Consider the following 25,648-nt stretch of genomic DNA (forward strand, 5'->3'; position numbering starts at 1 on the left):
GGCCGGTGCGGCGGTCCCACCGTGCCGCCCGCTGTCCGCGCGGCCCCGCCCACGGTCCTCGGCGCCTCGCCTGGCGGTCGTGGTGACCGTGGCGCTCGGCGCCGTCCTGCTCGCGGGCTGCGGTGTCACGCCGACCGGCGTCATCGAGGCCGGCGAGCCCGCCACCGGCATCTCCGCGGACCTCCGGCTCTACTTCACGGACGGTGGCGGGCTGGTGGGCGTGCCCCGCCGGGTGGACGGCGACGTGGACGCGGCCGACGCCGTCCGCCTGCTGTTCGCCGGGCCCACGGAGGAAGAGTCCGGGCGGCTCGGCACGGCACTGCCCCGTCCGGCCGGGCCACCGAAGGTCACGGTCGCCGGCTCCACCGTCGACATCGTGCTGCCCGAAGGGGTCGACGGCCTCAGCACGACGGCCAAGCAGCAGCTCGTGTGCACCCTTGCCGAGCTGCCGTACTGGAACGGGAAAGCAGGGGCGCCGCCCGGTGCCGACATCCACGAGGGCAGCCCGGGGGGCCTGGGCGGTACGGGCGGCCTGGGCGGTACGGGTGGCCAAGGTGGTCTTGGCGGTCACGGCAAGCCGGGGAGCCCGAGCCGGCACGGGGGCCTGGTCGTGCGCGTCGTCGGCGGCGGCGGGGAGACCGACCTGGGGATCGGTGCCTGCCCGTTCTTCTGAAACTGAGGTTTCCATCGCGGCACTCGTACGTCCTGCCGCGGCAGTCGCACGCTCCACTGCGGTGCTCGCACGCCCTGCCGCGGCACGGATGCCCGTAGGCGTGGACGGGTGCCCGCGCCCGACCCGGGGACCGGTGCCCGCCCCTTCTCCCCGCCCTGAGACCCTGATCGTCGAACGGATGAGCGCACAGGACGAGGTGACAAGCCCATGTTCACGACCAGGCCGACCCTCCAAGGCACCTTCGGCATGGTGTCCTCCACCCACTGGCTGGCCTCGCAGACGGCGATGGCCGTGCTGGAGGACGGCGGCAACGCCTTCGACGCCGCGGTGGCGGCGGGCTTCGTGCTGCATGTCGTCGAACCCCACCTCAACGGTCCGGCGGGTGATCTGCCGGTCATCCTCGCGCCGGCCGGCGGAGAGGTCCGGGTGCTGTGCGGGCAGGGCGTCGCGCCCGCCGGCGCCACCATCGCCCACTACCGCTCCCTGGGCCTCGACCTGGTGCCGGGCACCGGACCGCTCGCCGCCGCCGTTCCGGGCGCCTTCGACGCCTGGATGCTGCTGCTGCGCGACCACGGGACCAAGCCCCTCGCGGACGTCCTCTCCTACGCCATCGGGTATGCCGAGGACGGCCACCCGCCCGTGGAGCGCGTCCGCGACACCGTCGAGACGGTCCGGGAGCTCTTCGAGACGGAGTGGACGTCGTCGGCCGAGGTCTACCTGCCCGGGGGCAGGCCGCCGCGCCCCGGCGAGCTGCTGCGCAACCCCGCGCTCGCCGCGACCTGGCGGCGCCTGCTGAGCGAGGCGGAGGCCGCGGGAAGCGGCCGCGCCGAGCAGATCGAGGCGGCGCGCGGGATCTGGCGCACCGGCTTCATCGCCGAGGCGCTGGTGCGCCAGGCCCAGCGGCCCACCATGGACACCACGGGCACGCGGCACGCCGGGACCCTCACCGCCGAGGACCTCGCGTCCTGGTCCGCCGGCTACGAGGACCCGGTGACGTACGACTGGCGCGGCTGGACGCTGTGCAAGGCGGGCGGCTGGTCCCAGGGCCCCGTGCTCCTCCAGCAGCTCGCCCTGCTGCCGCCCGAGCTGCCCGCCTACGGCTCCGCCGAGTACGTGCACATGCTCATCGAGGGCTGCAAGCTCGCCATGGCCGACCGCGAGGCCTGGTACGGCGACGCCGCCGAGGTTCCCGTCGAGGCGCTGCTGTCGCCCTCGTACGCGGCCGAGCGGCGCGCCCTGATCGGCGAGAACGCCTCGCGTGAGCTGCGCCCCGGCAGCCCCGGCGGGCGCACCCCGGTGGTGTCCGCGCACGCGGTCTCGGTGGCCGCGGGCGGACCGGGCACCGACGCGCTCGGCCTCGCCGCGGGCGCGGGTGAGCCCACGGTGGCGAAGTCCGGCGAGGCCGTGGTGACACCGGACGGCGGCACCCGCGGCGACACCTGCCACCTCGACGTGGTCGACCGCTGGGGCAACATGATCGCCGCCACCCCGAGCGGTGGCTGGCTCCAGTCCAACCCGGTCGTGCCGGAGCTGGGCTTCCCGCTCGGCACCCGGCTCCAGATGACCTGGCTCGACGAGGGCCTGCCCAGCTCCCTGACCCCCGGCAGGCGGCCCCGCACCACCCTCAGCCCGTCCCTCGCCCTGCGCGACGGCATACCCGTACTCGCCTTCGGCACGCCCGGCGGCGACCAGCAGGACCAGTGGCAGATGCACTTCTTCCTCTCCGTCGCCCTGCGCTCCGCGGTACGCGGCGGACTCGACCTCCAGGGCGCCATCGACGCCCCCAACTGGCACAACGACAGCTTCCCCAGCTCCTTCTACCCGCGCGGCATGACCCCCGCCGGCGTCACCGTCGAGTCCCGCACGCCCCCCGCCGTCATCGACGACCTCCGCCGCCGGGGCCACGACGTCACCATCGGCGATCCCTGGTCGGAGGGCCGCCTGTGCGCGGTCGCCCGCGACCCGGAATCCGGCGTCCTGTCGGCCGCGGCCAACCCACGCGGCATGCAGGGATACGCGGTCGGCCGCTGACGCCCCCTAGCGGCCCGCCCGAGAAGCCCTTGACAAGGGGCGCGGGGCTGTGTCGACATGCGGCTTCGCCGCGTGGGCGCGACAGGCCATGACGATGCCGTCAGATCGCCACCGCCCCCAGGTACCCGCCCCTGCCGCCAACGGCCCACACGCGCATCGTGGGTTCCGAGCGCGCCCTCGCGCCCTCGCCCCCCGCGCCCCGCGCAAACCCGTTCCGCGACCCCCCGCCCCCGGGCATATCCTGTGCCGGTGGTCGGGGGCTGACGAAGGGGTCGAAGGTGCCGTCAATTGTCGATGTCGTCGTGGTGGGCGCCGGCCCGAACGGCCTCACCGCTGCCGTCGAACTGGCCCGCCGCGGCTTCTCGGTGTCCGTCTTCGAGGCCCGCGGCACCATCGGCGGCGGAGCCCGCACCGAGGAGCTGACCCTCCCCGGCTTCCGGCACGACCCCTGCTCCGCGGCACACCCCCTCGGCGCGTCGTCCCCGGTCTTCGGCACGATGCCGCTGGAGCGCTACGGGCTCGAATGGCGGCACGCCGACCTGCCGATGGCGCACCCCTTCCCGGACGGCACCGCCGCCGTCCTGTCCCGCTCGATCGACGAGACCGCCGCTTCCTTCGGCCCCCGCGACGAGCGCACGTACCGCAGGCTCGTCGCCCCCTTCGCCGACCGGACCGAAGCCCTCTTCCGGGACTTCATGTCCCTGCCGTCCACGGCGCTGCCCCGCGACCCCGTCACCCTCGCCCGGTTCGGCCTCGCCGGGCTGCCGCCGTCCACCTGGCTGCTGCGCAGGTTCCAGGACGAGCGGGCCAAGGCGCTCTTCGCCGGCCTGGTCGCGCATGTGATCGCGCCGCTCGACGGGCTCGCCACCGGCGCCGTCGGCCTGGTCTTCGCGCTCGCCGCGCACGCCGCCGGCTGGCCGGTCGCCCGCGGCGGCTCCCAGTCCATCGCCGACGCCCTCGCCGGCTACCTGAAGGACCTCGGCGCCGCCGTCCACACCGACTACGAGGTCAAACGGCTCGACGACCTGCCGCCCGCGCGCGCCTACGTCTTCGACACCTCGCCCACGGCCCTCGCGAGGATCGCGGGCCTCGGCCACACCTACGACGGATACCGGTACGGCGCCGGCATCTTCAAGGTCGACTACGCGCTGGACGGCCCGGTGCCCTGGACCGCCGAGGAGCCGCGCCGCGCCGGCACCGTCCAGATCGGCGCGGACAGCCGTGAGATCGGAACCGCCCTGTACGCGGCCTCCCGCACCAGCCGGGCGCCCGAGACGCCGTTCCTGATCACCGTGCAGCCCACCCTCGCCGACCCGTCCCGCGCGCCCGAGGGCAAGCACACGTTCTGGGCGTACGGGCACGTGCCGAACGGCTGGCAGGGCGACCTGACCGACGCCATCGAGCGGCAGTTGGAGCGGTTCGCGCCCGGCTTCCGCGACCTGGTGCTCGCCCGCGCCACCGCCGGTCCCCCCGAACTCGCCGAGCGCAACCCCAACTACGTCGGCGGGGACATCGCCTGCGGCGCGGCCGACGGCCTGCAACTGCTGCTCAGGCCCCGGATCGGCCTCTTCCCGTACAGCACGCCCCACCCGGCCGTCTTCCTCTGCTCCTCGGCCACCCCGCCGGGACCGGGCGTGCACGGCATGTCCGGGCACAACGCCGCGAAGGCCGTCTGGCGCAGGCTGCGGCAGAACTCCTGAGCCCGCGGCACCGCACCCGGGACCCCGCCGCCCGGACCGCGGCTGCGCACCGTCCGCCCTACGATGACCGCCATGGCCACCCTCACGATCGTCCGCGGCGACATCACCGAGCAGTCCGTCGACGCGGTGGTGAACGCCGCCAACTCCTCGCTGCTGGGAGGCGGGGGCGTCGACGGCGCCATCCACCGGCGCGGCGGGCCCGAGATCCTCGCCGCGTGCCGTGCCCTGCGCGCCGGCGCGTACGGCAAGGGCCTGCCGACCGGCGAGGCCGTCGCGACGACCGCGGGCCGGCTGCCCGCCGGCCATGTGATCCACACCGTGGGGCCCGTCTGGTCCCAGGCGGAGGACCGCTCCGCGCTGCTCGACTCCTGCTACCGGCAGTCCCTGCGCGTCGCCGCCGAACTCGGCGCCCGCACCGTCGCCTTCCCCGCCATCTCCACCGGCATCTACGGCTGGCCCGTGGACGACGGCGCCCGCATCGCCGTCCGGGCGGTCCGCGAGGCGGCCGGCGAGGGCATCGAGGAGGTGCGGTTCATGGCCTTCGACGAGCGGACCCACCGCGCCTTCGAGGCGGCGCTCGCCACGAACGGCGGCTGAAGCGGCGCTCGGCGGGGACCCGTTCCCGGCCGCACGCGCCCCACCCGGGGGTGGGCTACAAGCGCCCCACCCCCGCTCAGCCCTCCGGCACCCCCGTCAGGAACTCGGCGGCCGGCACCCGCCCCGACTCCTCCAGCTCCCGCGACGCCTCCATGACGTCCTTGACGGTGTCGATGCCCCGCCAGTAGCCGGACAGCCGGTACCCGACGAGCCGCCCGTCGCGCGCCAGCCGGGGGAACGTGCTGTCCTCGTGGTCGCCCCGGTCGGGCAGCAGGCCCACCACGGACGGGTCGAAGACGTAGATCCCGGCGTTGATCCAGTACGGCAGCTCGGGGGACTGCACGAAGCTGCGGATGCGGTCCGCCTCGTCCAGGTCGGCGATGCCCCACCGGGAGCGGTACGGGGACAGGGCGACCGTGACGTGCCCGTCGTGCCCGCCGTGGTAGGCGGCCAGGTCCGCGAGCGAGCAGGAGCTGATCACGTCGCCGTTGAGGACGAAGAACGGCGCCCCGGGGTCGGCCAGGGCGCGGGCCGCGAACTTCAGGCCGCCGCCCCGGCCCAGCGGCTCCTTCTCGACGGCGTACCGCACGGCCAGGCCGAAGCGTGCGCCGTCGCCGACGTACTCGGTGATCACCTCCGCCTTGTAGCCGCCCGACACGGTCACCGACCTCACCCCGTGCGCCGCCAGCCACAGCAACTGGTGGCAGATGATGGGCGCGCCGGCCACCGGCACCATCGCCTTCGGGGCGTGGTCGCTGTAGGGCCGCATGCGGGTGGCCTGGCCGCCCGCGAGGATCAGGGCCTGGGTCATCGGGGATCCGGACATGCCACGTGCTCCTTCCCTTCCCCTTGGCTTCGGAGGCCGCGGGGGTGCCTCGCCGAACGCTCCGCGGCATCGCTCGGGTGCCTCGCGGGACGCCCTGCGGCACCGCACGTACCCCGCGGGCCGCTTCACAGGCGCTCCTCGCCGCATCCTCGCAGCGTCCGGGGGCGGGCGCCGTGCAGCGTCCCCGGCCCTGGCGCCGGATCGTCACCCGGACAGCCGTGCCGCCGCGCCGGCAAAGGCGCCCGCACCACCGACCGGCCGCTCCCCGGTGGCCGCCCGCCCGCCGGACACCGAGGGTGGAACCGATGCGCCCGGCACATCCGCCGCGGAGCGCGTCCCCGTGCCGTGTCGGAGGTGTGCCGTGTCCGGGGACCCAACGCCCACCGCCGAGCGGACCAGCGGGCTTGTCAGGGCGCGCGGGGTGCTGAGCACGGCGGCGCCGGCGCTGGGCGTCTACGCCGCGGTGCGCCTGGCCTGCCTGCTCGCGGTGGTGGCCACCTCGTGGGTGGTGGGCAGGCATCCGCGCAGCAGGATCGCGGGCCACTGGGACGCGCTCTGGTACCAGCGGATCGCGCGCAGCGGCTACGGCGTGATGACGCTGCCGGACGAGCACGGCGTCACCTACACCGACCTCGCGTTCTTCCCTCTCTATCCGGGCCTGCAGCGGGCCGTCTCGACGGTCCTGCCGATCGGGGCGGCCAACGTGGGCCTGCTCGTCGCCTGGGTGTCCGCGGCCGTGGCGTGCCTGGGGATCTTCGCCGTCGGCGCCCACCTGTACGGCCGGCGGGTGGGCATCGTGCTCGTGGTGCTCTGGGGGCTCCTGCCGAACGCCGTCGTGGAGACCATGGCGTACAGCGAGTCGTCGCTGACCGCGTTCGCCGCCTGGTCGCTGTACGCGGTGCTCACCCGGCGGTGGCTGTGGGCCGGGTTCCTCTCCGTGCTCGCCGGACTCACCCGGCCCAACGGCATCGCGGTCGCCGCCGCGGTCGGCTGCGCCGCGGCCGTCGCGCTGTGGCGGGATCCCGGGTGCCGGCGGGATCCGCGGGTGTGGGCGGCGCCCGTGCTCGCGCCGCTGGGCTGGCTGGGGTACATCGGCTGGGCCGGGCTGCGGGCGGGCTCCCCGACGGGGTACTTCGACGTCCAGCGGGTCTGGGGCTCGCGCTTCGACTTCGGCCACTGGACGCTGTGGTTCGGCCACCGGCTGGCGACGCGCGAGGCGTGGCTCAGCCAGTACGCGGCCGGCGCCCTGCTGATCGCGGCCGTGGTCGCTCTGGTGCTGCTGGTCCTCGACCGGCCCCCGTTCGCCCTCCTCGCGTACACCGGGGTCCTGATGGCGATCGCCCTCGGCGGCTCCAACTACTTCGCGTCCCGGCCGCGCTTCCTCCTGCCGGCCTTCCCGCTGCTGATCCCGGCCGCGCTCGCGCTGGCCAGGGCCCGGCCGCTGACCAGGGCCGTGCTGACGGGGGGTCTGGCCGGGATCTCGGTCTGCTACGGCGCGTACCTCGTCGTCATCGCGCCGACGGCACCCTGACGCGGCGCCGGCCATCCCTCAGGCGTTCTCCTCCGCGGCCGGCGCCAGCCGGAACACCCAGGTGCGGTACGACCAGAAGCGGAACGCGGTGGCGAGCGCGATGCCGAGCGCCTTGACCAGGTTGTCCCGGAGGGCGGTGTCCCAGCCGAACCAGTGCAGCGCGGCGAACAGCCCCCCGTTCTCGATGACGAGGCTGGCGACGCTGAACACCACGAACAGCGTGAACTCCCGGGTCGCGCCCCGCTTGTCCCGGTCGCGGTAGGTGTAGTAGCGGTACCCGAGGTAGTTGGAGACGATCGCCACGCCGGTGCCCACCACGCTGCACTGCAGGGTGGAGAGCGAGGTCAGAGCCCGGCAGACGTTGAACACCGCGAAGTTGACCACCAGCCCGAGGCCGCCGACCGCGCCGAACTTCGCGATCTCCCGCAGCAGCGCCGGCAGCTTCGTCCCGCCCCGGCCGCGGCGCCCGAGTCCTATGCGCCTGCGCATGCCGTGCTCCGGGAGGCCGGCCCCGCGGAGTGGGCGGACGGAGGGAAGGACGGGTCCATCGAGACTCCCTCACCCGCGGTGATCAAGCATTTCCACTATAGGAGTACATGCCCGGATACGCCTGTCGGGGAGGCGGTGGGGGACGCTCCTGACAGGCGCCGGCAGCCGGCTGTGCGGGGCGCGCCCCGGTCGGCCGGCCGCCGGCCTCCGCTCGCCGGGTGGTGGCAGGCCGCGGGCGAGGGCCGTCACGCGAGGCGGTTGACCGCGCAGGCGAACGCGCCGGGGAAGCGCGCCGCGGCCGGCACGATCCGGGGGCCGAGCGCCGGGCGGCCGCGCAGCCACAGCAGCGCGCACGTCAGGGCCCGGTACCGCCGGGACAACCGGCGCCAGGCCCGCTCGTACTCCTCGGGCCGGCCTGCGCGCACGCACCGCACGAGATGGAACGACGCCTCCAGGGCCAGGGAGATCCCCTCGCCGGTCAGCGCGTCGACGTACCCCGCCGCGTCGCCCACCAGCAGGGTCCGCCCGGCCACCCGGGCACGCACCCGCTGGCGCAGCGGGCCCGCGCCGCGCACCGGCGTCACGGCCGCGTCCGGCAGCCGGGCGGCCAGCGCGGGGAACCGCGCCAGCTGCTCCTCGAAGGGCCCCCGCTCGCCGGTGAGGACGGCGACACCCACGAGGCCGGGCCCCACCGGGGTGACGTAGGCCTCGGCCCGCTCCGACCAGTGCACCTCCACGCAGTCGGTCCACGGCGCCACCGCGAAGTGCCGGCGCAGCCCGTACCGCGCGGGCCGCCCGTCCGGCGCGCCGCCGAGGCCGAGGCCCCGGCGGATGGGGGAGTGCAGCCCGTCGGCGGCGGCGAGGTAGCGGGCGGTGATCCCGGCCGCCGTGACCCCGTCCCGGTCCTGACGCGGCGCGGTCACCCGCACCGGCAGCACCGGCACGCCCAGCTCGGCGGCCCGGCGTGCCAGCGCGGCGTGCAGGTCGGTCCGGCGCACGCCCACGCCGGGCAGGCCGCGGAAGCGCGCCTCGGCCTGGTGGCGGGCGTCCACGTAGCGGATACCGCGAACGGGCTGGCCCCGCAGGGTGACCCCCAGCTCCGCCAACGATCGGACCGCCGGAGGCATCAGGCCCTCCCCGCATGCCTTGTCGACCGGCAGTGCCCGGGGCTCCGCGACGACGACGTCGAGCCCGGCCCGTGCGGCGTGGATGGCCGTGGCGAGCCCCGCGGGACCGCCGCCTGCCACCAGCAGGTCGATCACGGTACCGGGGCCGCCGCGGCCAGGGCGGCGTTCTCGCAGCGCAGCCGGACGGCCAGCAGGGGCACGTTGGCCAGGGTGAAGCAGGCCGCCGTGAGCCAGGCGCCGTGCACCAGCGGCAGCGCGGCGCCCTCCACGACGACGGCGAGGTAGTTCGGATGGTCCATCCACCGGTACGGGCCGCCCGTCACCAGCGGGCGGCCGGGGACGACGATGACCCGGGTGTTCCAGCGCGCCCCCAGGGCGGTGACGCACCACCAGCGCAGCGCCTGCGCGGCCAGCGCGAGCCCCAGCATCGGCCAGCCCAGCGCGGGCAGGAACGGCCGGCCCGCGGCGGCCACCTCCGCCAGGCAGCCGGCCAGCAGGCCGGTGTGCAGCACCACCATCACCGGATAGTGCCCGCGCCCGTGCTCGACGCCCCCGAGCCGGCGGCTGGCGGCTGCGTTGCGGCGGGCGACGGTGAGCTCGGCGACGCGCTCTGTCGCGACGAGCGCGATGAGCAGCGTGTAGGGCGCCACGGACTCGATCAGCGGCAGGGCCGCCGGCACGGTCATCGGCAGGGCCATCGTCAGGGTCATCGGCCACCTACCAGCGCAGCAGGACGAGTTCGGAGCAGAACCCCGGGCCCATCGCGACCATCATCCCCGGCGTGCCGGCCAGCGGGCGGCGCAGCGCCAGCGTGTCCCGCAGGATGTGCAGCACGGACGCGGAGGAGAGGTTGCCGACCTCGGCGAGCGAGCGCCACGACAGCTCAAGCGCCCGAGCGGGCAGATCGAGGCTGTCCCGCACCGCCTCCAGCACCTTGGGGCCGCCCGGGTGGCACACCCACGCCGTCACGTCCTGGGTCTTCAGGTCGTGGTCGGCCAGGAACGCGCGCACCTCGGGGCCGAGCCGGCGCGCCACCAGCCCGGGCAGCCCGCTGCCCAGCACGATCCGGAATCCCTCGTCCCCGATGTCCCAGCCGAGCAGGCGCTCGGTGTCCGGGTAGAGCCGGCTGCGGCTCGCCACCACCACCGGGCCGCCCGGCGGGCCGCCGGGACGGTCCCGGCCCACCGCGACGACGGCCGCGGCGCCGTCCCCGAACAGCGCGCCGGCCACCATGCCCGCCGGTGAGTCGTCGGTGCGCTGGAGGGTGAGCGAGCACAGCTCGACGGAGAGCAGCACCGCCACGCCGTCCGGGCGGCCGTCCAGGTAGTCGTGCAGCCGGGCGATGCCGGCCGCGCCGCCCGCACAGCCCAGCCCGAAGACCGGCACCCGCTTCACGTCCGGCCGCAGCCCCAGGCGGCCCGCCAGCCGGGCCTCGATCGACGGGGCGGCGATCCCGGTGACCGAGGTGGAGATGACCAGGTCCACGTCCCGCGCGCGCAGCCCGGCCGCGTCCAGCGCGGCGCGCACCGCCTCCTCGCCCATGTCCACGGCCACCTCGATGAAGCGGTCGTTGGCCCGGCCGAACCCGCCGAGGCCGGCGTACCGCTCCAGCGGCAGGGCGAGGTGCCGGGTCCGGACGGTGGACTCCGCGTGCAGCCGCTCGAAGACGTGCCGGTGCTCCTCGCGCACCGGCCCCATGGCCAGCAACGCGTCCCTGACCTCGTGTTGCTCGTACCGGTACCGCGGGAGGACGCCGTGGACGGCGACGATTCGCGTCATTGACGTACTATATAAACGAAAAACAGCAAAAGATTTGAAATGACGGTCAGCGGTTGGGGTGTGGCGAAGGTTCGTGCTCGCCCGCCAGGGGGTGGCCGCCCGGGGTGTCCGGGCACCTGGCCCGCTGGCCGCCGGGTCGCCGGGTCGCCGGGCCGCTTGGGCGCTTGGGCGTCTGGGCGTCTGGGCGCCGGGGCGCCTGGGCGTGGAAGGTGGGCAGGACTCCGCGGGCCGTTCCGGCGTACGGGGGTGGACGGGGCCTAGCATCATGAGGTGGCTCATACCGGACGCCGTACCACCGTCCCCGGCGTCCCCGGCGTCCCCGTCAGGCCCGGCGCTCCCGTCGGCACCGGCGTCACCGGCGTGGTGCCGCGGCGGGCGACCGCCGCCCTGCTCGGCCTGCTGAGGGCCTGTCACCCCGAGCCCACGCTCGCCGTGACGGCCGTGATCACCGCACTGGCGGCCGTCTCCGGACACGGCCCCCTCGGCTGCCTGCTCCTCGGCTCGGCGGTGCTGACCGGCCAGCTCTCGGTGGGCTGGTGCAACGACCGCCTCGACCTCGCGCGGGACATCGCGGCGGGCCGCCTCGACAAGCCGCTGGTGAGCGGTGCCGTGGGGCCGCGGGTGGTGGCGTTCGCGGCGGGCTGCGCGCTCGCCCTGTGCGTCCCGCTCTCGCTGGCGAACGGCCTCGCGGCGGGCGCCGCCCATCTGGCCGGCGTCGCGGCGGCCTGGAGCTACAACGCCGGCGTCAAGCGGACCCTCGCGTCCTGGCTGCCCTACGCCCTCGCCTTCGGCCTGCTGCCGGCCTTCGTCACGCTCTCCCTCCCCGGCCACCCGTGGCCCCCCGCCTGGGCGGTCGCCGCGGGCGCGCTGCTGGGCCTGGGCGCGCACCTCACCAACGTGCTGCCGGACATCGACGACGACCTGGCGGCGGGGGTGCGCGGGCTGCCGCAGCGCCTCGGCAGGCGGCGCGCCCGGCTGCTGGGGCCCGTTCCGCTGCTCGCGGCCTGTGCCGTCCTCGTGCTCGGGCCGCCCGGACCGCCGGGTACGGCGGGCTGGACCGCGCTCGCCCTCACCGCCGCGCCGGCCGCGGCCACCGCGCTGCCCGCCGCGGCAGGACCCCGCAGCCGGCTCCCGTTCCTGGCCACCCTCGCGACGGCGGCCGCCGCCGTCGCACTGCTCCTGCTGCGCGGCGGCGCGCTGGCCTGAGCCGTGGCGGGCGCCGACGTGGGCCGGAGCAACCCGCTGGACCCGCAGCAACCCGCTGGAGCCAGCTACCAGGCCAGGGCAGCGAAGAGATGCTGGCAGCGCAAGGCTCATGTCGGATTCCCGCCAGTAGGCGCGGCGCCGGTCGGCCATGCTGGAGGCATGTACACGGACACCGAGCGGTGCGTGCGCGCCGTCCAGTCGAAGGACGCACGGTTCGACGGCTGGTTCTTCACCGCCGTGCTGACCACCGGAATCTACTGCCGGCCGAGCTGCCCCGTCGTACCGCCCAAACCGGAGAACATGAGCTTCTACCCGAGCGCCGCCGCCTGCCAGGCCGCCGGGTTCCGGGCCTGCAAGCGCTGCCGCCCCGACGCCACCCCGGGCTCGCCCGAGTGGAACGAGCGCGCCGACGTCGTGGCCCGCGCCATGCGGCTGATCGCGGACGGCGTCGTGGACCGCGAGGGCGTGCCGGGCCTGGCCGGCCGGCTCGGCTACAGCGCCCGCCAGGTGGAACGGCAGCTGGGTGCGGAACTCGGCGCCGGGCCGCTCGCCCTGGCCCGCGCCCAGCGCGCCCAGACGGCGCGGCTGCTCATCGAGACCACCGCGCTGCCGATGGCCGAGATCGCCTTCGCCGCCGGATTCGCCTCGATCCGCACGTTCAACGACACCGTGCGGGAGGTCTTCGCGCTCAGCCCCAGCGAGCTGCGGGCGCGGCTGCCGAAGGGCTCCACGCCGGCGCCCGCGGGAGGCGCCCTCGCGCTGCGGCTGCCCTTCCGCACCCCGCTCACGCCCGACAACCTCTTCGGGCACCTAGCGGCCACCGCCGTGCCGGGTGTGGAGGAGTGGCGCGACGGTGCCTACCGGCGCACGCTGCGGCTGCCGCACGGCCGGGGTGTCGTCGCCCTCGCACCGGCCCCCGCCCACGTCGACTGCCGGCTGACCCTCACCGACCTGCGCGATCTGCCGGTCGCCATCACCCGCTGCCGCCGCCTGCTCGACCTGGACGCCGACCCCGTCGCCGTCGACGAGCGGCTGAGCGCAGACGAGGTGCTCGCGCCGCTCGTGGCGAAGGCACCGGGCCGCCGGGTGCCGCGCACCGTCGACGAGGCGGAGTTCGCCGTCCGCGCGGTGCTCGGCCAGCAGGTGTCCACGGCCGCGGCCCGCACCCACGCGGCCCGCCTCGTCGTCGCGCATGGCGAAACCGTGGACGACCCCGGCGGCGGCCTCACCCACCTCTTCCCCTCGCCCGGCGCACTGGCCGGACTCGATCCCGAGCAACTGGCCCTGCCACGCGGCCGGCGCACCACCCTGACCACGCTGGTCGGCCGGCTCGCCGACGGCACCCTGCGGCTCGGCGCCGACAGCGACTGGGACGAGGCGCGCGTCCGGCTCGCCGAACTGCCCGGGTTCGGGCCCTGGACGGTCGAGCTGATCGCGATGCGCGGCCTCGGCGACCCGGACGCCTTCCTGCCCACCGACCTCGGCACCCGCCGCGCGGCAGGGCACACCGGCCTGCCCGGCACCCCGGCGGCGCTCACCGCACGCGCCGCGCGATGGCGGCCCTGGCGCGCCTACGCCCTCCAGTACCTGTGGGCCACCGACGACCACCCCGTCAACGTCATGCCGCCCACCGCCCCCGCACGCCCCGTACCCCGCACGACCAGCAGGAAAAGGTGACATCATGCACCCCACGACGACAGAGCCCACGAACCCCGCGACCACCGGGCCCCTGCACACCCACATCGACAGCCCGTACGGCCGGCTGACCCTGGTCGCCACCGGCGGCGCGCTCTGCGGCCTCTACATGACCGACCAGCGGCACCGCCCCGCCGAGGAGACCTTCGGCGCCCCCGGCGACCCCGACGACGCCCCCTTCCGCGCCGTGATCGAACAGCTCACGGCCTACTTCGCAGGCGACCTCAAGGAGTTCGACCTTCCCCTGCACCTGGCCGGCACACCGTTCCAGCGCCGCGTCTGGGAGCAGCTCCTGCAGATCCCGTACGGGCAGACCCGCTCCTACGGCGAGCTCGCCCGCACCCTCGGCAGCGCCCAGGCGTCCCGTGCGGTCGGCCTGGCCAACGGCCGCAACCCCGTCAGCATCATCGTCCCCTGCCACCGCGTGATCGGCGCGAACGGCGACCTCACCGGTTACGGCGGCGGCGTCGCGCGCAAGCGCCGGCTGCTCGACTTCGAGCGGGGTACGGGGCTGTTCTGACCCCGGAGAGCCCGAGTCCGCGGTGGGCCGCGCCGCGCGGTCTACAGGCCGCCGCCGGCGCGCAGCCGCTCCAGCAGTTCGGGCAGGGCGGTGCCGATGGGTTCCCGTATGACCTCGTCGGCGATGTCGTCGTACGGGGTGGGCTCGGCGTTGACGATGACGACCCGTGCGCCGTTGTCGGCGGCGATGCCGGGGAGTCCGGCCGCGGGCTGGACCTGGAGGCTGGTGCCGACGGCGATGAACACCTGGCAGGCCTTCGTGATCGCGACGGCCTCGCCGAGGACCTCGGTGTCGAGGGACTCGCCGAACATCACCGTGGCCGACTTGAGGATCCCGCCGCACGCCAGGCACGCCGGGTCGTCCTCCCCGGCCTCCACCCGGACGAGCGCGTCCGCCATGGCCGAGCGCGCGCCGCACTGCGTGCACATCGCGGTCCGTGCGCTGCCGTGCAGTTCGAGGACCTTGCGGGCGGGCAGGCCGGCACGCTGGTGCAGCCCGTCCACGTTCTGCGTGATGACCCGCACCGGAACGCCGGCGCGCTCCAGGTCGGCCACGGCGCGGTGCGCGGCGTTCGGCTCGGCGGTGAGGGTGCGGTTCTTGCGGCGGACCTGCCAGGCCCTGCGACGGATCTCCGGGTCGTTCATGTAGTACGCGTAGGTGACGAGCTTCTGGGCGTCGGGATCGCGCGTCCACACGCCCGACGGGCCGCGGTAGTCGGGAATGCCCGAATCGGTGGAGATGCCGGCACCGCTGAGGATCGCGACGAGAGGCGAGGTCATACCGCCGAGGGTAGGGCGTCCCTGCCCGCCCGGAGAGAACGGACATCGGCGCAGCCCACCTCCGGGCCCGTGGCCGGGCCTCTCCGGTCTCCCCCTCAGGAGCAAGGCGAGAAGGCACGCCGGCCGCCGCCGCTTCAACCTGGGCGTTTCCTTTGGCATCCGTGCGGTTATGGTCCCTGCACGCCGCCCTCTGTCGGGGCTGTGCCAGGGGAGGGGGATCGTGGGCGAGACGTTTGACGCCGTTGGGGAAGCCCTGTGTCGCGCCGCGGCCATCCGACCTGGCAGTGCCGTGCAGGTGCTGAGCGAGCAAGCCAGCCTGCGTGATCCGTACAACCTGATCATGGCGGGAGTGGGGAACATCGTGGCGTTTCTTGACGGCCAAGAGCTCGATGACGACGTGCTCGGCTCTGCGTTTGCCGAGAGCTGGTTTCTGGATGCCAGGTACCCGGCGGAGTTCGCGGGTCATGACTTCATCAGAGGCTGGACATCCGTGGTGTGCCTCGCGGTGGTGTTGACCAAGCCAAAGCAGCAGGACATCGTGGCGGCGCAATGCCTGGACTTCGCGTCGAAAGCAGCGGCAGTTTGGCCGTCCGCCATCCGTATCGGCTCATTCGGCAGCCTTGCCCGCTTCGAGCTGGCTTGCCAGCAGGAGACGGAAGACCAGCTCCGAAAGAACGGTCTGCCTGCTCTGTGGGAACTGGCAGAAGTCCGGTCGAGGCAGTACCGCCAAGCGGCAGAATGGCTCGTCGCGTAGTCGTGACCTCAGCCGGTGAGGACTTCAGAATGGAAGTTCCGGCGTGGTCGCGCCCCGCATGACGGTCAGGATCCGTTCGTGGAAGTCGCGCGTCGCCGTCTCACGGGGGTAGCGGGAGCGGAGTTCCTTGTCCAGCTCGTTGGCGACCAGAAGCAGGGAAGGCAGCGATCTACGGTCGGCGTCGAGGGCCTTGGTGCCCATGCCGATGGCTTCCTCCATCTCACCGGATCGAGCTGCGGTGACGCCGAGCGTGAGGCGTGCTTCTGCTGCTCGCATGGGCGAGATCTCGGCTCCGTCGGGACCCGTGCTGATCCGGATCACTGACTGAGCATGAACGGCGGCGCGCTCGCTGTCCCCCAGCAGGCGGTAGGCGTCCATCTCGTGGAAATCCCACTTGTCCGGGTCGATGATGAAGTGGTGCTCAGGATGGTCCGGGCGGGGCAGGCGGTCCAGCCTCGCGCGCCCGGCGTCCAGCGAGTCACGGACCAGACGGCCGTCCCCCATGCGAGCGGCGGCGCGTGCTTTGTGCGCGTACAACTGCACGCCGACGGAGTGTGTCTGGTCGGCGGCATGCTCGGCCTCGACGGCGCTGAGCATGTCCTGCCAGCGGCTTTGCGTGAGAGCGAACCACGCTTCGATCTCCCAGGCCCACGCCTTGATCTCGCCGTGTCCCGTCTCGTTGCCGATGTGCAGAGCGGCGGTCTTGCTGAGGTTGGCGGCCTGGCGCTGGCCCCGGTCGTACTGGACGCACGCGTTCAGCAGGAACAACCATCCGGCATCGACGAGAAGCTCCCTGTGCTGGCGCAGGGTCACCCGGCCCTCAAGCTGCTTGGTGACGTACTGCAAGCCACTTCGGGTGCGCTGGTGCAAGAAGTCGGCGGCGGCGTACGGATAGGCACGGGCCAGTCGATCGATGCCCTGCTCGATCGACTCAAGGGCGGCGCTGTTGATGCTGGACATCTCCGTCCGCCGCAGAAGCTCGGCGACATCCCACAGCCCGGCGCCACCTTGCGCGATCAGGGCGCTTGGGTCCTCCGGCTGGGACGCGCGGGTCCTGCGTTCCAGCTCCCAGGGGCGTGGGGCGAGTCCGGCCAGGTGGCCGGGAATGCGCAGACCGTCCACCACTTCGACGATCTTGTGGTGTTGAGTGATCCTCGGGCGTACGCCCTTGCCCTCGTTCTCCGGGCGGGCCATCTTGCCGATGTGCTCACGCTTGTACCCGACGGCCTCTGCGATCTTGGCGTAGCTGATCTTTCCGTGGAGCCGGGCGAGCCTGAACACCTCGCCGAAGTCATGGTTCGCGATCGCCGAGCGCACATCCGCGCGTTCCAGTACATGCGGTGGCAGAGCAGCCGGTGTGGGCGCGGCTTCGGTCATCTTGCCTCCCCGTTGCGCTTGACCCGCTGTTGTCCGCTATCTCCCCATGTCCGCGTCGCGAGTGTACCCACTAGGGGCAATGCCGTTCGGTTAAGGGTTCGACCGGTGGCGCAAGTCTCGGCGTTTCGGCTGGTGGTGTGGGTGCAGCCCTTGTAGTGGTTCTCGGGTCCGCCAAGACTCGTGTTCCTCCACAAGGGCTGCAGTGTCTGATTCTGTCATTACGCATGCTCCCGGTGTGCTGGCCGTGGGGCACCTGGGCGAGTTGACCCAGGTTGTTCCGTTCGACCTCGTCGACGAGGCACTCGCGTCCGCGGGTGGTCCGCAGCTTCGGATACGGCGGCTGCCGTCCCGGGTGGTGGTCTACCTCCTCCTCGCAGGTGCGTTGTTCACCGGCCTGGGCTGGTCACGGGTCTGGTCCCGGCTGACGGCCTCGCTGCCCCTACGGCTGCCCGCACCGGCGCCTTCATCGATCACGGCTGCGATGCGACGGGTGGGCCCCAAGCCGTTGAAGGCCCTATTCGACCTGGTCAAAGGCCCCGCGGCAGTGACCGCGACACAGGCGGCACGGTTCGCGGGCAGGCTGGTGGTCGCAATCGACGGCACCCAGATCGCCCTGCCGGACACACCCGCGAACCTGTCAGTGTTCCTGAAGGCGAAGGCCGGGCCGAACGGGCCGGCCGGCTACCCCATGCTGCGCCTGGTCGCACTGGTGGCCTGCGGGACCCGCACCCTCCTAGACGCCGTCTTCGGCACCGATCTGACCGGGGAGCTGACCTACGCCGACCGCCTGGTCACCACCGCGGGCGCGACCGGAACACTCCGGCCCGGGATGCTGTTGCTGGGCGACCGGAACTTCTCGGCCACCGCCTTCGTGGAAACGGTCGCCTCCACGGGCGCGGACTTCCTCATACGCGCCAAGACCCACAGCACAGCACTCAAGCTACCGGTCCTGCGTCGTCTGCCGGACGGCACGTTCCTCTCCCGCATCGGCGAGGTCACCGTCCGCGTCATCGACGCGACGATCACCGTCACCCCCGCGGACCACGCCGCCATACGCACCGTCACCCACTGCGCCTACCGGCTCGTCACCAGCCTCCTCGACCCCGACGAGGCACCCGCGGCCGCCCTGGCCAGGCTCTACCACGAACGCTGGGAGATCGAGACCAGCTACTGCGAGCTGAAGTCGACCATCCTCGGCGGCAGGGTCCTCCGTGGTCGCCATCCAGCAGCCGTCACCCAGGAAACCTGGGCACTGCTGGTCGCCTACCAGGCATTACGCACCGCGATGAGCGACGCCGTCCTGCACCGGCCCGACATCGACCCCGATCGTGCAGCATTCACCGTCGCACTCCACGCAGCACGAGACCAGATCGTCCGGGCCGCCGGCATCGTCGCGCACACCCGGATCGACCTCGTCGGCCGGATCGGCACCGCCATCCTCGACGACCTCCTGCCCGCCCGCCGCAACCGAACCCGGCCCCGCGTGAAGAAACGAGCGATCAACTCCAAGTACCGCGCCGTCGGCCGAGACATCGACCACCGAACCCACAGAACCACCGTCCACATCGCGATCAACCCATTGCCAAGCACGCCATACGGCTAACCGAACGGCATTGCCACTAGGGGGGTCCCCAAGAGGGGGGAGCGATGGTCGCGGGCAGCGATGCATCCTCGGTCACCCTGCCGGGACGGGCCTGGCGGATGTGATGGGAACGGGTGTTTGCGTCATGGACACGGATCAAGCGCCGAAGCACGACCACGTGGCACACGAGTTGGATGCGTTCGCTCACTGGCTCGTAGCGCCCGGTCCATCCCCTTCCGGGCACTTCCTGACGTTGACCGTCTTCGCCGAGTTCGACGACACCGTGCGTCTCGCACGGGACGTGGCAGGCACCTTCCTCCGGCGCGTGGATGCCGTTGAGGCAGTGGATGATGCCCGACTGATCGTTTCAGAGCTGGTCGGAAATGTGATCAACCATGTGGTTCCGGACCGCGGCCTGGGCCGGCCCGGCGGTGCTCGGCGGATCGACGTGACGTTCAAGTTGTGGCCGAAGTGGCTGTTCATCGGTGTCGGTGACGAGGATTCGACTCCGCCGTTGCTTCCCATGGGCGAGCCGTTCTTCCCGACCCTGGCGGATGGGCTTTCGGAGGTGGTGCTCCCGGACAGCGGCAGGGGGCTGCTGATCGTTCAGCGGCTGGCCGCCTCGGTCTGGTGGGCCCCTGAAGAGAAGGGCGGCAAGACCGTGTGGTGTCGACTCGACCGCGCCGGCGACGGGGAACGGTCTTGGTGATCGGCGAGCCGTCATCTCGTTGGACACCTGAGCACTCCGGTGTGGGCGGCGTCGTCCGCCTCGGCCTCGGCCCGGGGACTTCCCAGGGGCGTGCCCCCTTCAGCCCGCCCGGTGGCCGTCCTCCAGCTCCGCCGGGCCCGTGCCGGTGGCCAGGGATTCCAGGGCGGCGACGACGCGGCGGGTCTCGGTGGGGGAGAGGTGGGCCGGCAGGTCGGCCGGGGCCACCAGGCGCCAGGAGAGGAGCTCCTCCTCCTGGAGGCGGATCGCGGCCAGTTGCTCGCTGCTCAGCACGCCGCCGTCGTAGAGGTAGGCGACAAGCGGCGGGCGGCCGTTGCCGCGCACCCAGTCCACGGCGAGGAGCGGCCCGGGCTCGATGTCGAGACCGATCTCCTCGGCCGTCTCGCGCCGGGCGCCCTGGCGGGGGCTCTCGCCGTCGTCCGACTCGACGGTGCCGCCCGGCAGGCCCCAGCCCGGCCGGTAGTTCGGCTCGACGAGCAGGACCCGGCCCTCGGCGTCCCGGAACAGGGTGGCGGCCCCGGCGAGGATGCGCGGCAGGCTCGCGATGTACGCGGCGAAATCGGGGTCCACGTCGGCCCCGGTGGCGTCCACGAGCGGTGTGACCGGCGCGGCCGGGTCCGCGGGCTCCGCCTGGCCGGCGGCGGGCGATTCGGGGTGGGCGTTCGGGTCGGCCTGGGCGTCGGCATCCGGAGGAGTCACGCGGACAGCCTAGTCACTCGCCGTCCCCGGCACAGCGAGCCCCGGCGGTGGGGGCCGCCCCGGCCCCGCCGGCACCGGTACCCCGCCCGGCGCCATGGGCAGCGGCCACCCGCGCCGGTTAAGGTCGCACCGGCGCGACTGCCCTGACGTGCGCTGAGCCGCCGAGCAGGGCCGGATGAGCAAGGGGATGCAGAACGTGGCGGACGCCGCAGTGACGAGGATCTCGCAGAGCGTGACAGCACCCGGGCCGGCGAACGGCAGCGGTGGCGGGACGGGGGTGCCGGCCGGTGGCCCGGCCGTGCCGGGCGGCGCTGGGCCGGCGGAGGCGGGCACGGCCGCGTCCGGCACGGTGCCGGACGGGGCCAGGGCCGGCGCCCGAGCCGGCGATACGGCCGCCCCGGCCGGGTCGGAGCCGGCCGAGAGCGGAACCGGGGCCCGGGAGGAGAAGGCCCCCGAGACCCGGCAGGAGAGCGCCCCCGGGATCCGGCAAGACAGTGACCCCGAGGCCCGCCAGCAGAGTGACCCCGGAACCCCGCGGGTGCTGATCGCCGCCGACAAGTTCAAGGGCTCGCTCACCGCCGTGCAGGTCGCCGAACGCCTCACGGCCGGGTTGCGGCGGGTCGTGCCGGGCCTGCCGGTGGAGCCGCTGCCGGTGGCCGACGGCGGCGACGGCACGGTGGCCGCCGCGGTCGCCGCCGGCTTCGAGCGCCGTGAGACGCAGGTCACGGGGCCGCTCGGCACCCGGGTGACGGCGGCGTACGCGCTGAGCGGCGACACCGCAGTCGTCGAGATGGCGGAGGCCTCCGGGCTCCAGCACCTACCGCCCGGCACCTTCGCGCCCCTCACCGCCACCACCCACGGTGCGGGCGAGCTGCTGCGCGCCGCCCTGGACGCGGGCGCGCGCACCATCGTCTTCGGCGTGGGCGGCAGCGCCACCACCGACGGCGGCGCCGGGATGCTCACGGCGCTCGGCGCGCGGTTCCTGACCGCGGACGGATCCCCCGTGGCACCCGGTGGCGGACCGCTGGGCACCCTGGCCACCGCGGACCTCACCGGGCTCGACGCCCGGCTGGCCGGCACCGACGTGATCCTCGCCAGCGACGTCGACAACCCCCTGACCGGGCCGAAGGGCGCCGCGGCGGTGTACGGGCCGCAGAAGGGCGCCTCGGGTGAGGACGTGGCCGTGCTGGACGCGTCGCTCGCGCACTTCGCCGAGGTGCTGGCCACGGCGCTCGGGCCCCGGGCCGGGGAGATCGCGGCGGCCCCGGGGGCCGGGGCCGCGGGTGGCATCGGGTACGGGGCGCTGGTGGGCCTCGGCGCGCGCTTCCGGCCCGGTATCGAGGTGATGCTCGACGTGCTGGGCTTCGCTCCCGCGCTGGGCAGGGCCACCCTCGTCATCACGGGTGAGGGGTCGCTCGACGAGCAGACGCTGCACGGCAAGGCGCCGGCGGGCGTGGCGGCGGCGGCGCGGGCTGCCGGCAAGGACGTGGTGGCGGTGTGCGGGCGGCTCGCCCTGGGTGCGGATGCGTTGGCGGAGGCGGGGATCGGGCGGGCGTACGCCCTGACGGACGTCGAACCCGATGTGGGCAGGTGTATGGCCGAGGCCGGGCCGCTCCTCGAACTCCTCGGCGAACGGATCGCCGGGGACCTCCTGACGTAGGCCCCTACGTCCCGCGCCACCCGGTGCCGCACGCCGTCGTCCGGTGGCACCCGGTGGCACCTGGTTTGCGCAGTTCCCCGCGCCCCTTGGTGGGTGGCTGGTTGCGGTCGTCTCCCGGCTTTCGCCCGGCGCCGGGGTTTTGCGCAGTTCCCCGCGCCCCTGGTCCGGAGGTGTTCGGGTGTTTTTCGGCATTCCGTCGGTGTTGGGCCGGTCGCGCAGTTCCCCGCGCCCCTGGTATCGGGGGTTCTGGCTGCTTTTCGGTTTTCTGCCGGTGCTGGGGCGGTCGCTCCGGCGTGCGGGGCACCGGCCCACCTCAGGGGCGCGGGGAACCGCGCATGAAAAAGACGTCAAGACGCACCGCGGGCCCGGCTCCCGTAAGGGGGAACCGGGCCCACGTGGGGTGCCCACGAGCCGGGGCCGGCGTTATGGCAGCTGCGCTGCCCGCGCCTCCCTGCGGTTGTCCCTGAAGTTGTTCACCCGGCGGGCCGTGGCGAAGAGCGGGATCACCGCGCCCAGGACGAGCTGGAGCGAGCAGCCGGTCTGGAGCAGGAGCTGCCCGCCGGGGGCGTCGAAGGCCCACGCCGCCAGCAGCCCGATGCTGAGCACGATCCAGGTGAACATCGCCGCCGCGGTGCGGCCCCGCGGCTTCGGGTACTCCACCCGGCTCACCATCAGCCAGGCCGTACCGAGGATCGCCAGCAGCGTCGCGACGAAGGGCAGTTCCAGCAGCACGATCGAGACCACCGTGAGCGCGCCGAACGGGCTCGGCATGCCCTGGAACGTGCCGTCCTTCAGCGTCACGCACGAGAACCGCGCAAGCCGCAGCACCACCGCCAGCAGCACCAGTACCGCCCCGACGGCGGCCACCCGCTGGTGGGCGTCGTCGGCGACCATGCCGTAGACGAGCACGAAGTACGCCGGGGCGAGGCCGAAGCTGATCAGGTCGGAGAGGTTGTCCAGCTCCGCGCCCATGGGCGAGCTGCGCAGCTTGCGGGCCACCAGGCCGTCGCAGAGGTCGAAGACGGCGGCGCAGAGCATCAGGATCACGGCGGTCGCCGCGGAGTGCCGGCCCATGCCGGACTCGGCGCTGCCGGTGAGGTGCGGGATGAGGATGCCGGTGGTGGTGAAGTACACCGCCATGAAACCGCAGGTCGCGTTGCAGAGCGTCAGCGTGTCCGCTATCGACAGCCGCAACGACAGCGGCATCTCCTCTTCCTCGTCGTGGTCGGTGTCGGTCTCCGGCACCCAGCCGGCCTGCGTCTCAGGATCAATCACGGTCAAGGCGTGTCACCCCAGCCACGGTCTTCTGGCCCACCTCGACCGCTGTGTCGACGCCCGGGGGGAGATAGACGTCGACACGGGAGCCGAAGCGGATGAGCCCGATGCGCTCACCCTGCTCGACCTTGGCGCCCGGGGTGAGATACGGCACGATGCGGCGCGCCACTGTACCGGCGATCTGCACCAGCTCGATGTCGCCGAGCTCGGTGTCGAAGTGCCAGACGACGCGTTCGTTGTCCTCGCTCTCCTTGTTGAACGCCGGGATGAAACCACCCGGTACGTGTTCGACGGAGGTGATGGTGCCGGCCAGCGGCGCGCGGTTGACGTGCACGTTGAGCGGGCTCATGAAGATCGCGACGCGCGTGCGCCCGTCCTGCCACGGCATGATGCTCTGCACCACACCGTCCGCGGGCGAGATCACCCGGCCGGTGGCGATGGTGCGCTCCGGGTCCCGGAAGAACCACAGCATGCCCGCCGCGAGTGCGGTGGCGGGCACGGCGACGGCGGTCGCGGTCCGTGACCGGGGAGAGCGCAGGGAGCGGGCCACGCTGAGGGCTGCTGTGGCGACGGTCGGCAGAAGCCACGGCGATGCTCCGCGCGCGAGTCGTCCCTTGAGGAGGCTGTCGCGTGGTGCAGAGGTTTGGCTGTGGGGCATGGATGACCTTCGTAGCGGATGATGCCGCGCAGGAAAAGGGGACGGCGGCTTTCCGGCGATCGTATCGGTTGCGGGCCGCAACTCGGCAAGCCAGCAAGCCGAGTCGGTGGCGGTGCGTGCTGACCGCGAGTGACGTTCTCCTCAAGGAAATCCGCCCGGGATCCGGAGTCTATCCCTGGTGGCGGTACTCCTCGAGCAGCCGTCGCCCGATGATCATTTTCTGGATCTCGGCGGTACCTTCGCCGATCAGCAGCATCGGAGCCTCACGGTACAGGCGCTCGATCTCGTACTCCTTGGAGAAGCCGTAGCCGCCATGGATCCGGAACGCGTCTTCCACCACCTCTTTGCAGTACTCGGAGGCGAGGTACTTCGCCATCCCTGCCTCAAGGTCGTTTCGCTCCCCGGAGTCCTTTTTGCGTGCTGCGTTCACCATCATCGCATGAGCGGCCTCAACCTTGGTAGCCATCTCCGCCAGCTTGAACTGAATGGCCTGGTGGCCGGCGATCGGCCGGCCGAAGGTGTGCCGCTGCTGGGCATACGAGATGCCCAGCTCGAACGCGCGCTGGGCGACGCCGCAACCACGCGCCGCGACATTGACGCGGCCGACCTCCACTCCGTCCATCATCTGGTAAAAACCGCGGCCGGTGGCACCGCCGAGCACGCGATCGGCCGGAATCCGCAGCCCATCCATGATCAATTCGGTCGTGTCCACACCTTTGTAGCCCATCTTCTCGATCTTCCCGGGGATGGTGAGACCGGGACGGACCTCGCCGAAGCCGGGCTCCTTCTCCACCAGGAAGGCCGTGAGCGAGCGGTGTGGCGCGTCTCCCTCGGGCCGGCCCTCGTCGGTCCGGCAGAGCACCGCCACCAGCGTGGACGTACCGCCGTTCGTCAGCCACATCTTCTGGCCCGAGAGCAGGTAGTCGTCGCCGTGGCGGACCCCCTTCGACGTGATGGCCGCCACATCGGACCCCAGGCCGGGCTCCGACATCGAGAACGCGCCGCGCACCTCGCCGGTCGCCATCCGGGGCAGGAAGTGCTCCCGCTGCTCGTCGGTGCCGTGCCGCTCCAGGAGGTACGCCACGATGAAGTGGGTGTTGATGATGCCGGACACCGACATCCAGCCCCGCGCTATCTCCTCCACGCACAGGGCGTAGGTCAGCAGCGACTCGCCCAGGCCCCCGTACTCCTCCGGGATCATCAGCCCGAAGAGCCCCAGTTCCTTGAGGCCGTCGACGATGGCGCCCGGGTACTCGTCGCGGTGCTCCAGCTCCGTGGCGACGGGCAGGATCTCCTTGTCGACGAAGTCGCGGACCGTCGAGAGGATCTCCTGCTGGATGTCGGTGAGCCCGTGGGTTCGGGCGAGTCGGCTCATGGCGTCACTTCTCCTCGGTCTCGCCGGTGACTTGGGACTCCCGCGGCTCACCGGTGCCCGATCCGCGGGCATCCGGGCCCTGCGGGGGCGCCGGCAGCGGGCGGCCGGGCTGCTCGCCGCCGCGCTCCTCGACGTACGCCTCGGTGGGCACCATCACCTTGCGGCGGAAGACGCACACCAGCGTTCCGTCCTGCTTGTGGCCCCGGGTCTCCACCTGCACGATGCCCCGGTCGGGCCGCGACCTGGACGGGGTCTTGTCCAGGACCGTCGTCTCGCCGTAGATGGTGTCCCCGTGGAAGGTGGGAGCCACGTGCTTGAGGGACTCCACCTCCAGGTTGGCGATCGCCTTGCCCGACACGTCGGGCACCGACATGCCGAGCAGCAGCGAGTAGACGTAGTTGCCCACCACGACGTTCCTGCCGAAGTCCGTGGCCTGCCCGGCGTAGTGGGCGTCCAGGTGGAGCGGGTGGTGGTTCATCGTCAGCAGGCAGAAGAGATGGTCGTCGTACTCGGTGACCGTCTTGCCGGGCCAGTGCCGGTAGACGGCGCCGACCTCGAACTCCTCGAAAGTGCGTCCGAACTGCATGG

Annotated in this window: 24 protein-coding genes; 12 read left to right on the forward strand and 12 right to left on the reverse strand. The window is 73.2% G+C overall.

The genetic code is table 11. The features are described 5' to 3' along the window. The first annotated feature begins 79 nt into the window (after window positions 1-79). The 4 genes from Sm713_RS33730 (at window position 80) to Sm713_RS33745 (ending at window position 5,001) form a co-directional block, all read left to right on the forward strand. On the forward strand, window positions 80-673 hold the full coding sequence (locus Sm713_RS33730; protein ID WP_212913748.1) for a GerMN domain-containing protein: 594 nt from the start codon (window positions 80-82) through the stop codon (window positions 671-673). A gap of 207 nt (window positions 674-880) precedes the next feature. After that, on the forward strand, window positions 881-2,704 hold the full coding sequence (locus tag Sm713_RS33735; protein WP_212913749.1) for a gamma-glutamyltransferase family protein: 1,824 nt from the start codon (window positions 881-883) through the stop codon (window positions 2,702-2,704). Between the two features lie 287 nt (window positions 2,705-2,991). After that, window positions 2,992-4,404: an NAD(P)/FAD-dependent oxidoreductase gene (locus tag Sm713_RS33740; protein WP_212915031.1), complete on the forward strand. Its 1,413-nt coding sequence runs from the start codon at window positions 2,992-2,994 to the stop codon at window positions 4,402-4,404. A gap of 63 nt (window positions 4,405-4,467) precedes the next feature. Then, complete coding sequence (locus Sm713_RS33745) at window positions 4,468-5,001, forward strand: O-acetyl-ADP-ribose deacetylase (protein WP_212913750.1); 534 nt, start codon at window positions 4,468-4,470, stop codon at window positions 4,999-5,001. A 76-nt stretch (window positions 5,002-5,077) separates the two neighbouring features. Here Sm713_RS33745 and Sm713_RS33750 read toward each other — a convergent pair whose 3' ends face one another. After that, window positions 5,078-5,827 (reverse strand): nucleotidyltransferase family protein, encoded by a 750-nt coding sequence (locus Sm713_RS33750; protein WP_212913751.1) that lies wholly within the window; start codon window positions 5,825-5,827, stop codon window positions 5,078-5,080. Window positions 5,828-6,188: 361 nt separating this feature from the next. Between Sm713_RS33750 and Sm713_RS33755 the strand changes: the two genes are divergently transcribed. After that, window positions 6,189-7,358: a hypothetical protein gene (locus tag Sm713_RS33755; protein ID WP_249416874.1), complete on the forward strand. Its 1,170-nt coding sequence runs from the start codon at window positions 6,189-6,191 to the stop codon at window positions 7,356-7,358. Between the two features lie 18 nt (window positions 7,359-7,376). Here the strand turns inward: Sm713_RS33755 and Sm713_RS33760 are convergent, their stop codons facing one another. The 4 genes from Sm713_RS33760 to Sm713_RS33775 all read right to left on the reverse strand — a co-directional run bounded on the left by Sm713_RS33760 (window position 7,377) and on the right by Sm713_RS33775 (window position 10,753). Then, window positions 7,377-7,847 (reverse strand): GtrA family protein, encoded by a 471-nt coding sequence (locus Sm713_RS33760; RefSeq protein WP_212913752.1) that lies wholly within the window; start codon window positions 7,845-7,847, stop codon window positions 7,377-7,379. Window positions 7,848-8,092: 245 nt separating this feature from the next. Next, the gene (locus Sm713_RS33765; protein WP_212913753.1) at window positions 8,093-9,109 is read right to left on the reverse strand and encodes an NAD(P)/FAD-dependent oxidoreductase; all 1,017 of its coding nucleotides are present in this window, start codon (window positions 9,107-9,109) and stop codon (window positions 8,093-8,095) included. Then, window positions 9,106-9,660, reverse strand: a complete 555-nt coding sequence (locus tag Sm713_RS33770) for an isoprenylcysteine carboxyl methyltransferase family protein (protein ID WP_374196138.1) — start codon at window positions 9,658-9,660, stop codon at window positions 9,106-9,108. The genes Sm713_RS33765 and Sm713_RS33770 overlap by 4 nt, the downstream gene beginning before the upstream one ends. Before the next feature lie 31 nt (window positions 9,661-9,691). Then, the gene (locus Sm713_RS33775; RefSeq protein WP_212913754.1) at window positions 9,692-10,753 is read right to left on the reverse strand and encodes a type III polyketide synthase; all 1,062 of its coding nucleotides are present in this window, start codon (window positions 10,751-10,753) and stop codon (window positions 9,692-9,694) included. A gap of 270 nt (window positions 10,754-11,023) precedes the next feature. Between Sm713_RS33775 and Sm713_RS33780 the strand changes: the two genes are divergently transcribed. The 3 genes from Sm713_RS33780 to Sm713_RS33790 all read left to right on the forward strand — a co-directional run bounded on the left by Sm713_RS33780 (window position 11,024) and on the right by Sm713_RS33790 (window position 14,174). Further along, window positions 11,024-11,959 carry a UbiA family prenyltransferase gene (locus tag Sm713_RS33780; protein WP_308293208.1) on the forward strand — a complete coding sequence of 312 codons (936 nt, stop codon included), beginning with the start codon at window positions 11,024-11,026 and terminating at the stop codon, window positions 11,957-11,959. Window positions 11,960-12,118: 159 nt separating this feature from the next. After that, window positions 12,119-13,636 carry a DNA-3-methyladenine glycosylase 2 family protein gene (locus Sm713_RS33785; protein WP_212913755.1) on the forward strand — a complete coding sequence of 506 codons (1,518 nt, stop codon included), beginning with the start codon at window positions 12,119-12,121 and terminating at the stop codon, window positions 13,634-13,636. Window positions 13,637-13,640: 4 nt separating this feature from the next. Continuing rightward, window positions 13,641-14,174, forward strand: a complete 534-nt coding sequence (locus tag Sm713_RS33790) for a methylated-DNA--[protein]-cysteine S-methyltransferase (RefSeq protein ID WP_212913756.1) — start codon at window positions 13,641-13,643, stop codon at window positions 14,172-14,174. A 41-nt stretch (window positions 14,175-14,215) separates the two neighbouring features. On the opposite strand, the gene Sm713_RS33795 is transcribed toward Sm713_RS33790, so the two are convergent. Further along, window positions 14,216-14,953 carry an NAD-dependent protein deacylase gene (locus Sm713_RS33795; RefSeq protein WP_212913757.1) on the reverse strand — a complete coding sequence of 246 codons (738 nt, stop codon included), beginning with the start codon at window positions 14,951-14,953 and terminating at the stop codon, window positions 14,216-14,218. Between the two features lie 220 nt (window positions 14,954-15,173). Here Sm713_RS33795 and Sm713_RS33800 point away from each other — a divergent pair, with 220 nt between their 5' ends. Beyond that, window positions 15,174-15,707 (forward strand): hypothetical protein, encoded by a 534-nt coding sequence (locus tag Sm713_RS33800; RefSeq protein WP_212913758.1) that lies wholly within the window; start codon window positions 15,174-15,176, stop codon window positions 15,705-15,707. Window positions 15,708-15,731: 24 nt separating this feature from the next. On the opposite strand, the gene Sm713_RS33805 is transcribed toward Sm713_RS33800, so the two are convergent. Further along, window positions 15,732-17,084, reverse strand: a complete 1,353-nt coding sequence (locus Sm713_RS33805) for a tetratricopeptide repeat protein (RefSeq protein WP_212913759.1) — start codon at window positions 17,082-17,084, stop codon at window positions 15,732-15,734. 202 nt (window positions 17,085-17,286) lie between these two features. Between Sm713_RS33805 and Sm713_RS33810 the strand changes: the two genes are divergently transcribed. Together Sm713_RS33810 and Sm713_RS33815 are read left to right on the forward strand one after the other, a co-directional pair. Then, entirely contained in the window at window positions 17,287-18,687 is a 1,401-nt protein-coding gene (locus tag Sm713_RS33810) for an IS4 family transposase (RefSeq protein WP_249416017.1), read from the forward strand. 124 nt (window positions 18,688-18,811) lie between these two features. After that, window positions 18,812-19,375 (forward strand): ATP-binding protein, encoded by a 564-nt coding sequence (locus Sm713_RS33815; RefSeq protein ID WP_212913760.1) that lies wholly within the window; start codon window positions 18,812-18,814, stop codon window positions 19,373-19,375. Window positions 19,376-19,474: 99 nt separating this feature from the next. On the opposite strand, the gene Sm713_RS33820 is transcribed toward Sm713_RS33815, so the two are convergent. Then, entirely contained in the window at window positions 19,475-19,963 is a 489-nt protein-coding gene (locus Sm713_RS33820) for an NUDIX hydrolase (protein ID WP_212915035.1), read from the reverse strand. A gap of 610 nt (window positions 19,964-20,573) precedes the next feature. Between Sm713_RS33820 and Sm713_RS33825 the strand changes: the two genes are divergently transcribed. Further along, window positions 20,574-21,752, forward strand: coding sequence for a glycerate kinase (locus Sm713_RS33825; protein WP_249417099.1), 1,179 nt, complete (start codon window positions 20,574-20,576; stop codon window positions 21,750-21,752). 423 nt (window positions 21,753-22,175) lie between these two features. Here Sm713_RS33825 and pssA read toward each other — a convergent pair whose 3' ends face one another. The 4 genes from pssA to Sm713_RS33845 form a co-directional block, all read right to left on the reverse strand. Next, a complete protein-coding gene (pssA, locus tag Sm713_RS33830; RefSeq protein WP_212913761.1) occupies window positions 22,176-23,033 on the reverse strand; it encodes a CDP-diacylglycerol--serine O-phosphatidyltransferase in 858 nt (285 codons plus the stop codon). Beyond that, on the reverse strand, window positions 23,020-23,685 hold the full coding sequence (locus Sm713_RS33835) for a phosphatidylserine decarboxylase (RefSeq protein ID WP_212913762.1): 666 nt from the start codon (window positions 23,683-23,685) through the stop codon (window positions 23,020-23,022). Before Sm713_RS33835 ends, pssA begins: the two co-directional genes overlap by 14 nt. A gap of 169 nt (window positions 23,686-23,854) precedes the next feature. Beyond that, window positions 23,855-25,060: an acyl-CoA dehydrogenase family protein gene (locus Sm713_RS33840; RefSeq protein ID WP_212913763.1), complete on the reverse strand. Its 1,206-nt coding sequence runs from the start codon at window positions 25,058-25,060 to the stop codon at window positions 23,855-23,857. Window positions 25,061-25,064: 4 nt separating this feature from the next. After that, window positions 25,065-25,646 (reverse strand): MaoC family dehydratase, encoded by a 582-nt coding sequence (locus tag Sm713_RS33845; protein WP_249416875.1) that lies wholly within the window; start codon window positions 25,644-25,646, stop codon window positions 25,065-25,067. Between the last annotated feature and the right edge of the window lie 2 nt (window positions 25,647-25,648).

Source organism: Streptomyces sp. TS71-3 (genome assembly GCF_018327685.1).
In the GTDB taxonomy this organism is placed as follows: domain Bacteria; phylum Actinomycetota; class Actinomycetes; order Streptomycetales; family Streptomycetaceae; genus Streptomyces.

Excerpts from the sequence above, each read along its gene's own strand:
- Sm713_RS33735 (WP_212913749.1), top strand. The coding sequence starts at position 881 with ATGTTCACGACCAGGCCGACCCTCCAAGGCACCTTCGGCATGGTGTCC.
- Sm713_RS33745 (WP_212913750.1), top strand. The coding sequence starts at position 4,468 with ATGACCGCCATGGCCACCCTCACGATCGTCCGCGGCGACATCACCGAG.
- Sm713_RS33815 (WP_212913760.1), top strand. The coding sequence starts at position 18,812 with ATGGACACGGATCAAGCGCCGAAGCACGACCACGTGGCACACGAGTTG.
- Sm713_RS33835 (WP_212913762.1), bottom strand. The coding sequence starts at position 23,685 with ATGCCCCACAGCCAAACCTCTGCACCACGCGACAGCCTCCTCAAGGGA.
- Sm713_RS33805 (WP_212913759.1), bottom strand. The coding sequence starts at position 17,084 with ATGACCGAAGCCGCGCCCACACCGGCTGCTCTGCCACCGCATGTACTG.
- Sm713_RS33775 (WP_212913754.1), bottom strand. The coding sequence starts at position 10,753 with ATGACGCGAATCGTCGCCGTCCACGGCGTCCTCCCGCGGTACCGGTAC.
- Sm713_RS33785 (WP_212913755.1), top strand. The coding sequence starts at position 12,119 with ATGTACACGGACACCGAGCGGTGCGTGCGCGCCGTCCAGTCGAAGGAC.
- Sm713_RS33790 (WP_212913756.1), top strand. The coding sequence starts at position 13,641 with ATGCACCCCACGACGACAGAGCCCACGAACCCCGCGACCACCGGGCCC.
- Sm713_RS33750 (WP_212913751.1), bottom strand. The coding sequence starts at position 5,827 with ATGTCCGGATCCCCGATGACCCAGGCCCTGATCCTCGCGGGCGGCCAG.
- Sm713_RS33840 (WP_212913763.1), bottom strand. The coding sequence starts at position 25,060 with ATGAGCCGACTCGCCCGAACCCACGGGCTCACCGACATCCAGCAGGAG.
- Sm713_RS33845 (WP_249416875.1), bottom strand. The coding sequence starts at position 25,646 with ATGCAGTTCGGACGCACTTTCGAGGAGTTCGAGGTCGGCGCCGTCTAC.
- Sm713_RS33770 (WP_374196138.1), bottom strand. The coding sequence starts at position 9,660 with ATGACCGTGCCGGCGGCCCTGCCGCTGATCGAGTCCGTGGCGCCCTAC.
- Sm713_RS33760 (WP_212913752.1), bottom strand. The coding sequence starts at position 7,847 with ATGCGCAGGCGCATAGGACTCGGGCGCCGCGGCCGGGGCGGGACGAAG.
- Sm713_RS33795 (WP_212913757.1), bottom strand. The coding sequence starts at position 14,953 with ATGACCTCGCCTCTCGTCGCGATCCTCAGCGGTGCCGGCATCTCCACC.